At 49.6% G+C, this 13,811-nt stretch carries 8 protein-coding genes; all 8 read right to left on the bottom strand.

The window, feature by feature from the left end; all coding sequences use genetic code 11:
* Positions 1-42 precede the first annotated feature (42 nt).
* The 8 genes from BUB16_RS06210 to BUB16_RS06170 all read right to left on the bottom strand — a co-directional run bounded on the left by BUB16_RS06210 (position 43) and on the right by BUB16_RS06170 (position 13,712).
* Complete coding sequence (locus tag BUB16_RS06210; RefSeq protein WP_073060909.1) at positions 43-1,467, bottom strand: enolase C-terminal domain-like protein; 1,425 nt, start codon at positions 1,465-1,467, stop codon at positions 43-45.
* A 696-nt stretch (positions 1,468-2,163) separates the two neighbouring features.
* Entirely contained in the window at positions 2,164-4,599 is a 2,436-nt protein-coding gene (locus BUB16_RS06205; RefSeq protein ID WP_170864298.1) for a DUF7133 domain-containing protein, read from the bottom strand.
* Positions 4,600-4,833: 234 nt separating this feature from the next.
* On the bottom strand, positions 4,834-6,483 hold the full coding sequence (locus BUB16_RS06200; protein ID WP_084088081.1) for a PQQ-dependent sugar dehydrogenase: 1,650 nt from the start codon (positions 6,481-6,483) through the stop codon (positions 4,834-4,836).
* Between the two features lie 586 nt (positions 6,484-7,069).
* Positions 7,070-8,098 carry a Gfo/Idh/MocA family protein gene (locus BUB16_RS06190; RefSeq protein ID WP_073060900.1) on the bottom strand — a complete coding sequence of 343 codons (1,029 nt, stop codon included), beginning with the start codon at positions 8,096-8,098 and terminating at the stop codon, positions 7,070-7,072.
* Between the two features lie 48 nt (positions 8,099-8,146).
* Positions 8,147-9,394: a RidA family protein gene (locus tag BUB16_RS06185; protein WP_073060895.1), complete on the bottom strand. Its 1,248-nt coding sequence runs from the start codon at positions 9,392-9,394 to the stop codon at positions 8,147-8,149.
* Positions 9,395-9,509: 115 nt separating this feature from the next.
* Positions 9,510-10,376 (bottom strand): amidohydrolase family protein, encoded by an 867-nt coding sequence (locus tag BUB16_RS06180; RefSeq protein WP_073060892.1) that lies wholly within the window; start codon positions 10,374-10,376, stop codon positions 9,510-9,512.
* 52 nt (positions 10,377-10,428) lie between these two features.
* Complete coding sequence (locus BUB16_RS06175; RefSeq protein ID WP_084088079.1) at positions 10,429-11,361, bottom strand: amidohydrolase family protein; 933 nt, start codon at positions 11,359-11,361, stop codon at positions 10,429-10,431.
* Positions 11,362-11,480: 119 nt separating this feature from the next.
* Positions 11,481-13,712, bottom strand: coding sequence for an alpha/beta hydrolase family protein (locus tag BUB16_RS06170; RefSeq protein ID WP_139240209.1), 2,232 nt, complete (start codon positions 13,710-13,712; stop codon positions 11,481-11,483).
* Positions 13,713-13,811 lie beyond the last annotated feature (99 nt).

Raw genomic sequence — 13,811 nt, 5'->3', positions numbered from 1 at the left:
TACCGAATAGCTTCGTATCATTTATTTTATGTAGTAGTATTATTACATATTTTTAAACAACGCTTCATAATGATTTGATGGCTTGAATATCCCTCCGCTATGCTCATAAAAGGATTCTCCAGTATGATATATTCCTTTTTGAGGTTCTACCCATTCCGCTTCAGGCATCGGATGATAACTCATCTGTTTATCCCAGTCCTTATAATATTGGTGACCATTGGCTTCCTGCAGACCTACAGTAAGCTCCGGCAACGGTTTTAGTCTTGCAGCTATATTTTTATTCCACTCCAGTAATATCGGAGACACGGTCAAATCCGCACAAAAACACGGGATATCGTGTTCGTACGCCAATTGAGTAATCTTCATGGTCATACTCAGGGTCTTTGCAATGGCCTTCACCGCAAAAGCGGTATATCCCAGCTCAATGCATTCCTTGGCTTCTTCTACTGTATGGGCCCGCTCATCTGCGGCGACACGAACCCCCATATCGTCCACATAATTGTTATTATGCTCCGGGAAAGGCTCTTCGATGACCGCAATGTGATCAAATGCTCCGATTTTCTTTGCATGATCCAACAGCTTTAGAAGCGTTTCTTTTTTCTCATAGCGACCGTTGGCATCCAAATAATACGGGATCCTGCCGTTCTTGGTATACGAAGTTCTCCTGTCCCCAAGGGCATTATGCACTGCCGTTAAAAATTCTTTATCCTTTTCCAGCATCTCCTGCTGTGTACCGGCTGCTCCGATCTTCAGTTTCATGATAAAATAACCCTCTTCCGCAGCTTCGTTCACTTTCCCTATCGGAGTACCGGAAGGAAAAGAAGGCATGCTCGCAACTCCTTCGTGTTTATGTGACAAGCCCGGTCTGTACGGCTCCGGGATCATCTCATCAAAATGGCGGATATCATTTTCTGCCGCATAGAGCAGCCAGGCTGCATTATCCACACAAACCAAGGCATTCAAGGCAAAGGTTTTGCTGAGATCCTCAATCCGGGTAATTTCCTTTGCATACCCGTACACGTCCGGGAAAATATCATCTAATAACTGTACCGGACTTTTAAATGATTCTCCTTTGAGCATTTGTAAAGCTCGTTCGCTCACGGAATACATTAAAGCGTTGCCCCCAGCCTCTGAATGAGCAGCCGCTACAGAAGCGTCCGACCAGAGCACACCTTGTGGACCCAATCCAATTTTCCGTGTACCTGTTTCACTTTCCATACAGGCAATTGCGTTCCACATTTCGGTGCTCGCTCCTCCCTTAAACCGATAAGGATTCAAAGGAATACGCTCAAAGTTAGATTGAACATTCCTTATTCGTATATTTCCCATGATATATCTCTTTTTAGATGAATGTGTATCAAAACGCCCGGGGAGACCAACCATCGTCATTGCCATGGCCGCCCCAGTGTACTTTAAAAATACGCGACGACTTATCGGCACATCGCTGTCCATTTCTTTATTATCCATATAATTCTGTGCTAATTTTAAATAGGTGCCTCTTTAGAAGACTGGAGTTTTTGGGATTTTAATCCAGCCTGTATACAGGAGCGCTTTGCAAAACCGTTCTTTTGTCAATCTCTGCATTTTAGCGCTTTCAAGCTCCTAACCTATGCCTTATATACGGAGGTTTTGAATACGCTCAGGGTTTGATAATGATCAAAATTCCTGGTTTTTCAAAGTCCTCTACAAATTGAATATACAATCATATATTTATAATAGATACTTTGTTAAATTTTGGCCGGTGACCCATATCCTCAATTATTAGATAATCCTGAAATGGGCCACAAGGAGGAGCGTGGTCCATCTCCCGTTTCCATTCTTTCCGTCGCACTTTAATATCGGCAAACATATCCGGCTTTTCTTCAGAGAGATCCTGTTCTTAAGTTTCTCCTGTATGGCCTTCGTGGTGGAGCAGGGCAAACTATTATTATGGACTGAGTCAGGTTAAACGCAGGAGTTACCCCCGGCCGGCAATTTCTGACTCAGCGAGGGTCCGGCAATCGGGGGACAAAATAACCCACCATTGTGAATACAAGTTTACGATTTCCCGATCGGCCTCTTAAGACCGCCTCGTTTCAGGAAGAGTATTTTATTTTTTCCGAAATAAGAAATAGGTGTTCATTGCAAAATGGGGCTGAACAGTTTCATCCAGGTAGCGATGATCTACTTGATAACGTCACGCAGCTCATCAGGGGACCAGGTACCGGATTTATCCCGGGTCTCTTCGCGTACCTCGCGGACCGTTTCCGGGTCTATCGGCGAGGCTTTGTTGTCCCACGCATTGCGTATATAAGTCAGGATTGCCGCAAGATCCTCATTGGACAGGTAATCGTGTCCCGGCATGACGGACGTCATCTCCTCTCCACGCTCTTCGGCTCTCCCTGAAAATCCCTGCAGTACGATACGTACCAACGCCTCCGGATCTTCCTGCACCCATTTGCTGCCGGACAGCCGGGCGCCTACCCCGGACTGTCCCTCCCCGTTCTTCCCATGGCAGGCCATACAGGTACGGTAAAGCGGACGACCCTTTTCGTACCGCTCCCGCTGCGCCTGGGTCAAATGACTCAAATCGGTTCCCGACCGCTGCTCTCCAGCTTCCGATAGCTGGTTCAGCAGCTGCGCATGCGCTTCCCCCCGCTCGCTGCCCCAGTTGTATTCGCGGCGGAGTATGCCGGCCAACTGTTCCTCGCGCTGGTACGCACCGGACAGTGCCATCTCCCGGAAATACGGGCTGTCGGCATGCTCATCGAGGAGGGACGCTATCAGCCGTAGAGCCCGGCCGGTGTCGGATTCACCCAGCGAGGCCAGCAGCTGAAGGCGGACATAGGCCGCCTGCTCTTTTTCCGCCAGCTCTTCCAGGCGGGGGAATATTTCGGAGGAATTCCGGTCCATGGAGCGTTCAAGGATGCGTATACCCGAAGCCCGAACCCGGGGATGGGGATCATTGAGGGCCTCCAGAGCTGTCCGGCTGAGTTCACCCTGCCCGTAGACCGACCGGTCAAATCCCTCCAGGGTCCACAGCGCATGAAGGCGGGTCCAGTCTGCTTTCGCATCCCCCGCTGCGGTCATCTCTTCGAGTCTTGAAACAACCTCCGGCGGCGAACACTGGACCAGCACCTGTTGCGCCTGGTCGCGCAGCTGTCCGTTCTCATGCTGCAGGTACTCCACCACCTCAGACGGTGTCAGCATGCTAAACTCCGGGGTTTCATAATCAATATCCCGGTCTTCACGCACAATACGCCAGATTCGCCCGAACTCTCCAACCGGTTTGTGGAGTCCCTGTTCCACCGCGTACTCTCTGAGATGATCCGTCAGCGACAGCGCCGTCTCAAAGAGTCCCCTGTACATGTCAACCACGTAAATGGAACCGTCCGGGGCATTGTACATGTTAATCGGGCGGAACCGCTCATCCGTTGAGGTGAGGAATTCGCGGCCTTCATAGGCAAAATCTGCCTCAGCCTCGATCTCTGCCGGATCGGCTTCCAGAATATATCGTTTGATCAGGTTGCCTGCGGGCTCCGGGGTAAATGCATTTCCACGGTATTTTTCCCCGAATTGATCTCCCCGGTAGATGACAGGGGCCGTTGTGGCAGTAGCGGTTTTGAGAGTGCCGTCCTCCCGTACCACCTGTCCCACCCGGTAACCGCGGTTTACCCCGGTCGGGTGAGCCGGCCACATGGGTGCCTTCCGGGCAATATTTACATTGATACCGTTACTGACCTCAAAACCGGGATGCCTTTCACTATAGCCATGCGGTACCAGATGAGTCTGGAGCGGACTGGTATTGGTCGCAGAGTAGAGGCGGCCCCAGTCGTCCTGGTTCATCCCCCACTGCCCCAACCGTTTAAAATTCCGGGTATGCCACTCCCCGTCAATCCTCCGCAGGCTTTCCACATTATCATGCGAACTGTGGATCCAGTTATCCATCCCCCACAAAAAATTATTAGGCATGTTCTGTACATTGTCAACCATCGGATCTCCATACGTACGGTAGACCACCTCCCTGGAATCGCCTTTACCGTCTCCATTCGTATCCTGGATGAACCACGCGTTGGGAGGTTCGCCCACCAGTATGCCGTCATTGAGTACTTTGATAGCCCGGGGCATTTTCAGATCCTCCACAAACACCCTGAACGAGTTCATCTTCCCGTCCCCGTTGGTATCCTCGAGAATCACCACTCTCGATTCCGGCACCTGCTGCAGCGGAATTGTTTCGGCTTCACTGCGGTCGTGTTCCGGCAAATAGGAAGGCATATCGATCACCCAAAGGCGTCCGTCTGCGTCAATATCCATGGCAACGGGATCGGTAAGCATGGGTTCATGTGCAACCAGCTCGATACGAAACCCCTCCTCCAGTTCGAATCGCTCCAGCGCCTGCTCCGGAGGCAGCGGTGGTGTTGGCAGGTCAGAGAATTCTTTATAATTATAGGCCTCGCCGGGATCATCTACCGGGGCATTCTGTAATCCGGCCGAAAGCGTAAGGCAGGTTTTGCCGAGGGGTTGTTCGGATTCTTCTGATTCGCAGGCCTGTACAACAAACAGACAGGCGGCTATTACTATGACAACGGGAAAAAAAGATCTGTTGTTATCGTAATTCATGATAGTATAATACGGTGCGATGATTTCCTTCTCCATATAAATATAATAGGAGGAACTCGTCATGATGCAGGTTCTTAGTGTCGCCCTATTACTGCGTATGCCGCTTAAAGAGCTATTTTCCGACCAGTCCCCCCACGCAATATAATCCCAATTTCTTAACCAATTGGGGCTCTTCGACTTTTAACGGGACACTGGTGATCTCAAATAGAATGCAAACATTGCCAAAAAAATATGCTATTTGTCATGTTTAACGGAAATACTATCCCGGATCACTTTTACCTGCTCTTCTGTAATTTTCGAACCACGGTTTGAAAAATGGGAACGGATAAAGGTAAGCACGCGGGCAACTTTTTGGTCACTCAAAGATCTAAAAGCAGGCATTTTTTCCGTGTATTCCTCCGAGTCCTTACCTTCTAACACGATCGATATTAACCGGGCCTTGGGTATATGCTTATCCCCTTCTAAGGAAGGAAAGCTACCCCTGATTCCCTTTCCATCAGGCTGGTGGCAAGAGACACAGCGCTTCTTATAAATACGTCCTCCTTTTGAATTTGACAATCGTTTCATCATCGTGGATGCATACGTTGCCACTTGTTTTATTGGGGGAACGCCTTTCAGAGATGAACTGTCTTGAATTCCTGAAAGCCGAAGGATCCGGTCGTCATTTGGTTTAGGCCACTCTTCTTCAGAATTATGTTTCCAGTCTCGGTTGCTGGTGGAGATATAAACATCACCCTCAGGTGAAATCGTTACATCTCTCAATCGTCCATATTTATCAGACAAATAAACCATTTCCTTCTCGACAGTACGGCCAGACTTATCAAGCGATAAAACGTGTAAGGAAACATTGCGGAGTGTGGTCAAAAGGAGTGAATGTTGCCATTCCGGTATGTTATCATATCCATAATAGGCAAGTCCCGACGGCGCAATAGTGGGCGACCACGCTTTAATAGGTTCCACTACAGACGAGTCGGCACAAAATGCTTTTTCTTTCGGTTTGTCGCAGTACCCTTCTACCGTTGGCCATCCATGATTTCGCCCTTTCTTGATGATACTAACTTCGTCATCCGTGGCCATCCCATGGTCTGAAGCATATAAAATACTATCTTTACCAAAGGTTAACCCCTGTTGATTTTTGAATCCCCAAGCCCAAACCGGGCTATCTGGAAAGGGGTTATCTTCGGGAATACTGCCATCAATATTCAGCCTAAGAATCTTTCCGGCCAACAAATCCACATCCTGGGAATTTGAGAATCCAACGCCATTTGCAACAATCAGTTTTCCTTTCGGTGAAATTCTTATTCTCGAACCCTGGCGACCATCGCCTCCTTTTATCTTTAACAAATTTTTGCGGTCTCTGAGGGTATCCGCTCCAATTTTGTACCGATCGACATTCCAATAAATGGTTCCACCTTCTTTTTTGGAATTGTATACCAAAAAAAGGTACGGAAAACGCTCCTGATTCGGATGGACCACCATGCCCAGCAATCCCGGCGTTGTTCCCTCGTACACATTCTGCAATTTTAGCATCTTTTTCCTCTGCCCCGAGGTCGGATCAATTTTACTTACAGTTCCTCCATGTTCGGTCATCCATATCCAGCCGTTCGGACCCCATGTTATCTCCCAAGGTACATCTAATTTTTCCGCAACCGTGCTAATACCAATGTACGTAGAATCCGCCCTGAAGTAGGTTTCAAAGGATGGATCACCGGAATTCTCTATATCATTTCTCGCACATTGAATAAAAAAACACGCCATCCCCAACAGCAATAAAACAGTCCCGAGTCGCCGGTTCTGTAATAAACCCTCGGATGTTGTGGGCATTTGAGCCTCCCTTTTACAAGACAGGCTATTGAGAAAAAATATTTTAAGCTGCTGAATCATAATTGAATCTTTGAATTTTATTTGGTTATTAATAATGCGACTCAAAATTTTAATAAACAATCCTCGGGGCAGAGCCCCGAGGTATTAAACAGGAAGAAGTTCTTTTTTGTCTTAATGAAACCTTAGGTTTTCAAACTTTCCTCCTCGCCCCGAGGCAAGCCTGCGGGGATTTTTTTTGATTAAATTAACGCATTTTCGCTGCCTACGACCTGGAAAGATTTTATCATCGTTGAAGAGAATACCATCAAAAACTCAGTACTTCACTATTCAAACTCCGGTTTCTATCCTTTGTAATGGAAAATGAGGATGCAGACGTTTCCAGAAGCTATTCCACTTGCTTTGCTCTTTATACTTTTCCGGATACTTTAGTCTCCTGGCATTCCAAGGGGTCGGGACTATAGCATTGCGAATATGACCGATTGTATCAAGGGAAATGACCCGCTCGGGCCCCATCTGCTTCACGTAAAAAAGCATTTCCTCATTCTGTTAAAACGGTTTGCGCCCTCCCCTGGTTAAAAAACCTTGGTAATGGGTACTCCGGATGCGATTTGAGCGTTATGTTTCTCGTTATTCACTCTGAAAGCACTCAATTACGTTCGCTTAATATCTGCTCCAGCTTCTGCCTGGCCTCTTTCCGTGTGTTGGCCAGCATCTTCTCGAGATATACTGGCTGGCCGCCTAAGCGCTTACTTTTGTCCGCTGCCGCCATAAAGGCATAGATCTCCAGGCTCTCCTCAGCAGACACAGGCGGCTTACCGCTTTTGAAAAACGAGCCAACCTTAAGAACTACAGGAAGATAGTCCTCAAAGCCGCCCAAGCGAACAATTCCGTCAGTGCCAAACGCGGTCCCGCCGTAGCCACGCTTTCCACTGCGGATACCCCGGTATGTACCGAGACGGTCGTCCTCCCACCTGCAAATCACAGCATCTGTACCCTGCGTGTGAACGCGCCATAAGACCTCGCAGCCGGGACCCATAACGGTGTACAGCATGGCAACGCCGTGTCCACCATACCAAAACAAATCTGAGTGGGTCGGATGCGTGGGCGCCGGACTGTATGTGGCAGCGCCAATGATCTCCCCCACCTTGCCCTCTGCAATGGCTTGCGTTTTGGGCGTATAACGCAGCGGCTCTGCCGTAAACACGGGAACGTTGTAGCGCTGGGCTGCCTCATAAATAGCAATGGCCTCACCAAGGGAGCCGGCGAGCGGCGCATCAATGTACAGAGGCTTGCCTGCTTTGAGGACAGGCAGCGCCTGCTCCAAGTGCATGCGCCCATCACGTGTCTCCAGCATGACGACATCCACACGCGCCAGCAGTTCGTCAATCGAGCCAACAATTTCAATACCCAGCTTACGGACGTCCTCAGTAAACTCAGGGATGCGTTCACCCGTCGCGAGGTCGGGGTTGCCTTTCGGATAGGCAGCGACCACCCGGAGTCCTGCCAGTGATGAGCTGTCCGTCTGATTAATCAACTTAGCGTAGGCCAGACTGTGAGACGTATCAAGTCCAATAATGCCGATGCGTATCTCCTCATCAGACGGAATGTGCTGAGCAGATAGCGGCCATACGCTAACAAAGAGTAATACGACAACAAACAGTATTCTTCTGATCATAGCGAAATTATTTAAGAGTAAAATTATTTTAACGTTAGCGGAGAGGTGCTATTTCGGCACCATACCAACCATCTCTATAGTAATAGTCACCTCCTTTTCTCCGACACCTCGTACTGGCATCTTGTCTGAGGCGGGAAAACGATCTGGATTAAATAAGTCTTTCCGGATGTCACCAAGTTTATCGCTACTCTCCTCACCCGTCACATAGTAGGTTCCTTTAACGAGATGATCGAAGTCTGAGCCAGCCTTCTTCAGGATATCTTTCATTTTGCGGAAAATGTCTTGGACCTGACCGGCGGCGTCCCTCGAAGGCCCGCCATACAGTCCCGATGTGTAAACGAGATCCGCTTGTGGCACCGTCACGATCCGACTATAGCCCGGGTAATCGGTCAAACCCGGATAGGTAAGGTAGTTGGGGCTGTCTCTGGCATATGTAGTATCCTCAGTAGATGCCTTTCCAGAAGTAATCAAGCTAATTTCTATAGGGGTAGCCTTCTCCCCATCAGTGGAGAGATACCTTAAATAATCACCTTCACTCCATTCAACGAAAACGACGGGTGGAACGGGCTTCTCCCGATAGTACTCGGCAATGACCTTTTCCACCTCATCAACTCTGGAGGCGTCAGGAAGATAGGCTTTTACTTGGGCCACATCCTCAGCACTGAGCCCTAAATACGCCAGCGTGCCATGCAAGCTCTCTATTGTTCCGCGTGTGGCTGTCAGCAGATCGCCCGGGTCGACTTGGCCGGAGAGGTATACCCTCTCCCCCACCGGCAGGATGGCCACGTGTCCCCGGTTCGGGACCCCGTAGAGCGAGTCAGCATGAAGCACCTCGCTCTGGTCCCGGGCTTCTACGCCGGCCGCCACTGCGTCCATCGCCACCAGCGCTTTCTGGCGTGGCAGCTTCGTCACCACAAAAGAGACGGCCGGTTTGGCCTCGCCGGTGAACGTATCAGCGAAATAGGTCCGCACTTGCTCGGCGACCTCGTTGCTGGCAACGTATACGTTGAGCTTGACCAGATTTTCCAGCCCGGCACCGACCTCCGTCAATGCCAGGCGAACATTCTTCAGCACCTGTTGGATTTGCTGCCCGGTGTTATCGGTGCCCACAAGCTTTCCGTCTTTATCGAGCGCCAGAAACTGCCCGGTGTGAGCCAGTGGCAGCTTGCCTGATACTACAGTCCCCATCGAGGTACCTGTGGCCGCGTTCGGCTCGATATATCTGATAGACTCTTCATTACCGTCTGCTGATTTTTCATCTGTATCTGAATTTTTCTGCGTACAGGCCGTAAGCATAGTAACAAGTAAAACAAGGAAAGCAGCAAACAATCTGTGTTCACTATTCATGATCATCTCTTTCTATGGTTTGGATTGTGGGTGTAATGCAACATATAAGCTGAATTCCTTCTCATTAGATTTTTACAGAATACCCTTTCTCGCGCATGATCGGGGCGGCAAGTCGCCGATAATTTGTCCCGAATATTTTCATGCGCTCCTCGTCTGAAAGATCGGCGTCATAGACTTTCGAGAGCTCATTGGCATAGGATCGGCTCGGGCCGTGTCCCCCCCAGACAAGACGATCGGTCCCCAGCTCATTGACCGCCAGATCCACCGCCCCGGAGGTCGGCAGGGCCCCGGAAAACTCCAATAAAACATTTTCGTGGGGCCGTATGGCCCGGATTCCCAGTTCCCAGTCGCCGCCCTGATGGCCGCAGATCATCTGTACATCCGGGAAACGCTCCGCGAGTTTGGCGACATCCATGGGCGTCGACTCGCCTGTATAATTCCCCCCACCTGCATAGCGGGGATTGCCTCCGACCTTGATCCAGGTATGTATATAGATTACGGCTCCCAGTTCCTCGGCCAGCTCGATAATAGGGTCACTATTCGGGTGGTCGCAGGTGACATCCAGTTCAATAAGCCCGCTGTACTTAATACCGATGCACGGACCGTTTCGGATCCATCGTTCCATTTTCTTAAGGCTCTTATGGGGATAACCAGGATCAATTCGGGTAATACCACTCAGGAGTTTCCGCCATTCTTTCAGGAGCGACCGGTGTCTTTTATCGCGTTCCGGGTCCTCAGAAGTAACTCCTCCTCCGATATCCAGAGAAATAACGCGTTCAATACCCATACGTTTGATATACTTCACGATTTCTTCATGGCTTCCGGTCCCGTGATAATGGCTGTCCCAGATGCGCATATCGACCAGTTCGTCTCGTGATGGCAGGCCGAGTGCAGCAGGATCAACCGTAAAGCTATAATCTGAATGTGACATAAATGAAATGAGTTATGTTAGCTTTAACATTCGATGGATCTATAATATTATTTTATGCCGTCCTGAGCATCCGGGCAGCATTTCCGGACATGATAGCAGCGGCATCCTCCTCATCCAATGCGGATTCCATGAGCTTGAACAAGACGTTTTCGACCGGGCGAAAGGGTACGTGTGAGCCCATGAGAAGGCGGGCGGACGGAATCGGGGTACTGCCGAGATACCAGTGATTACCGGCCATGATACGTTCAAGTCCCCCATTCCCGTCCAGATTAGAGATATCAAACAGAACGTCCGTTTCTTTAATAACCGATTCGAGATTATCACCGCGGACATGGCGGAAGGGATTGAGAAGCTGGACGGTCACATCAGGAACAGACTCCAGGACAGCAGGCAGCGGGGACACATCCACGGCGGGGATTTCCACCCGGGGGTGCTGCATTCGCTCATCTTCCTGGTCGATGGCAATCTGTACCACCATTCCCCGGCCCGATGCTTCTTTCAGTAATTCCGCAAATTCCGGGAGTTCGAGGGTATAGTTCTGGTAGCCCGGATACAAGCGGATACCCGGCATGCCGTAGGCTTCGTCACATCGCCTCAGATCCTCCTTCCAGTCCGGCCACCGCGGATTGACCGTACCAAAAGGTACCAGCAGTCCCTCGCCTTCTTGTTGACAGGCCTCGGCCAGGCGGGCATTGACGCTGTCGATATTCTTGTGGAACAGCGCGTCGTAGCTGCCGGTCCATGCCTCCCGGATCCCGTGCTTCCGCAGCTTATCGACCATGGCACTGGTCTCGCTATATTTCAGATCCCGGAACGGCCACTCGGAAATATGGACATTGGTATCGATAACCAGGCCCTCCGGGGCCACAGGCTCCGTATCATCGGAGCGGTCAAACTTTTGTAATATACCAGAAACAGGAGCTCCCAGGGTGGCCGTCATACCCCAGAGAGATTTTTTTAAAAAGCGGCGTCGGTTAACACTCATAAGCTATGTTTGTTAATTATCGTAGTTAATTTATAAGGTTTTTGACCAGTAGTATTTAGGTTGCTTCGAAACTGCTAAAGGGATAATCTAATCACTGTTGTGATTTACATTAGAAATTATCAGGGAGGAGAAATCATTTGGTGTTCTGTGGGGTTATCCGGGGCCGGCCATTCCAGATGCTTATGAAGAAAACGGAATGTTCCCTGCCCGTTTATATCGTGTCCCCCCATAAAAAACTCCAGTTCCGCGCGATCCCCAATGCCCAGATGGGAATAGAGACGTTTAACTTTTGCGAACTCATAGGCGACCATTTCATGAGCAGCTACGCCATCCAGGTAACCACTCTCTACCATAAACGGCCTGGGCGCAATAAGGGATGCCATCTCGGCATGGGTAAACGTATTTCCCATATTCCAGTGATAGACTCCCGTTGATTTTGTAAAATAATAGGAATTCCGGTAATCCACACTGGCAATCTTCCTTACCCAGTCATTAAAGTAGGCAGAACTGATAGCCACTTTATAACGGTCCAGGACGATGGGGACAGTCTGGGCCGTACGACCTCCCCAACTTTTCCCATACAAGGCAATTCGCTCTCCGTCAACATAGTCGAGGGACTGAAGAAAATTAAGAATCTGCTTGTGTTGGGGAATGATAACAGAAAAGGTGCCTGCCTTGACAGCATTCGCTTTTCGTATATTAAACTGATAGGGATTATAGGGCGCAAAGACGACAAAACCCCGGTTAACCAAAGCCGGGAGCACCTGGAAGTAGCTGTCTACAATAATCGGTGTGCTCGGAAGTCCACTGGCCCCGTGTTGCATGACTACTGCCGGTCGCTTCTCATCGTCAGAAAGATCTTTGGGAACGGCCAGAATACCCCAGGAGACCACCCCTGGCCAAACATCCAGGACCACTTCATATCCATCCCATCCGGGTTCGTTATAAACTTGCCTCATGCGGGGATTCATAGCAAGCAGGGGTTCGGGAATTTTACCCATCACCTCTTCATAGAATTCCCGGCGATAGGGTTCCATATCCTTATCCCATGAATCCGCGGACGAAATATCCCCCTGCAAAAATTCGTAGCGACGCTGATCTGAAGCAGGAATCATATCCTGTATATACTCCTGCATATTATTAAATACGCGATGGGCACGATTTTCAATAAATGAAGAAGCATCTGCACAGACCGACCGCTGCAGCGATGCATCGGAATCGGGAACAGTTTTGCTTCCCAGCGCCCTGCCAAAGGAAGCCAATGCCTTTGTAGATCCGTGACTTGTAGAGCTGATGAACTCCACATCGGGCTGTACATGACCCGCGTCCGGAAAAAAGTCATACAACCGGTCAAGCTCCTCTTCAACCTGCTTCCGGTCCGGCGTAGTAAGCTTGCCCGGGAGACCGTAATCCAGCTGATCCCCCTTGACGGGGAGAGGTTCTTCCACATCCGGAACAGGAACGTGTTCAATAATCATTTTTCTGGGAGCAATCAGGCTTGCTATCTCAGCATCCCCAAATTCAGTCAAGAGTCCCCAAATATTCCGATCGATTGGTTCCTTCCATAACTCATCGCGGGGACCAAAGTAACCGCTGATCCAGCTTGCTTCAATCCGCTCATCAATAGCGGATGAATAAAAAGCCAGAAGTCCCCCTTCCCCGTACCCCATAACACCAACAGGCAATGAGGAATCATGGGCGTTTTCTTCCAGCCAGTCTACGGCTGTGAGAACCTTTTGAATTTCTAAGCCGATAATGTGTCTGCCCATGATATATCCCTGCCGGTATATCCACTCCCTGTGAGACTGATTGGTTGACACGGCAACCGGTTCCGCATTACCGGTCCAGGGTTTTCTGGGTACCAACTTCTTGCTCCCTGAATAGTCCGAACGGCGGTCGACCAGCTGGGGTATCAATACCTGAACACCGGACTCTGCAAGCGAAAGCGCTGTACCGGGACCTTCTTTTAGCCCCGCATACATCTCAGGGTCTTCCTCAGCATCAGGTATTACGACCGCAGAAGCCGTGATATTTCCCTTGGGTACCAATAGTAATCCTTCGGATGTCAGGCCATCCATCACCGTCCAGCGAACGCTATAGATCGTACTATTCGCGGATTCTCCCACTACCGGAGCTTTTGTTTCCATGCCCTCCGATACCATACGGACGGGGGCCCTGGGATCAACGACCCCTAATATTTCTTTTAATTTGTTACGATTCGGAGCTACGGATTCCCGGTATGCTTCAATAGACCGGGTATTTCGATCCCAATACTCATGCCGTCTCTCTATAATCTTCTCGGTATAACGGGTCAAATAATTATTAATACCCGATAGAATATCGTCTTCCATCTCTCTTTCATAGTCCAAACTATAGGGCGCGGAAAAAAAATCGAAAGAGTTTTCTTGAGCTTGAAGCTCATACCCCGTATAAGGGACCGCGAAAAGGGT

It is taken from the genome of Fodinibius roseus, assembly GCF_900129315.1.
Taxonomy (GTDB): Bacteria; Bacteroidota; Rhodothermia; order Balneolales; family Balneolaceae; genus Fodinibius; species Fodinibius roseus.
Note: the sequence above shows the minus strand (reverse complement) of the source record. Positions and strands in the feature narration are given on the sequence as shown.

Excerpts from the sequence above, each read along its gene's own strand:
- BUB16_RS06210 (WP_073060909.1), bottom strand. The coding sequence starts at position 1,467 with ATGGATAATAAAGAAATGGACAGCGATGTGCCGATAAGTCGTCGCGTA.
- BUB16_RS06205 (WP_170864298.1), bottom strand. The coding sequence starts at position 4,599 with ATGAATTACGATAACAACAGATCTTTTTTTCCCGTTGTCATAGTAATA.
- BUB16_RS06200 (WP_084088081.1), bottom strand. The coding sequence starts at position 6,483 with ATGATTCAGCAGCTTAAAATATTTTTTCTCAATAGCCTGTCTTGTAAA.
- BUB16_RS06190 (WP_073060900.1), bottom strand. The coding sequence starts at position 8,098 with ATGATCAGAAGAATACTGTTTGTTGTCGTATTACTCTTTGTTAGCGTA.
- BUB16_RS06185 (WP_073060895.1), bottom strand. The coding sequence starts at position 9,394 with ATGCTTACGGCCTGTACGCAGAAAAATTCAGATACAGATGAAAAATCA.
- BUB16_RS06180 (WP_073060892.1), bottom strand. The coding sequence starts at position 10,376 with ATGTCACATTCAGATTATAGCTTTACGGTTGATCCTGCTGCACTCGGC.
- BUB16_RS06175 (WP_084088079.1), bottom strand. The coding sequence starts at position 11,361 with ATGAGTGTTAACCGACGCCGCTTTTTAAAAAAATCTCTCTGGGGTATG.
- BUB16_RS06170 (WP_139240209.1), bottom strand. The coding sequence starts at position 13,712 with ATGGAAGACGATATTCTATCGGGTATTAATAATTATTTGACCCGTTAT.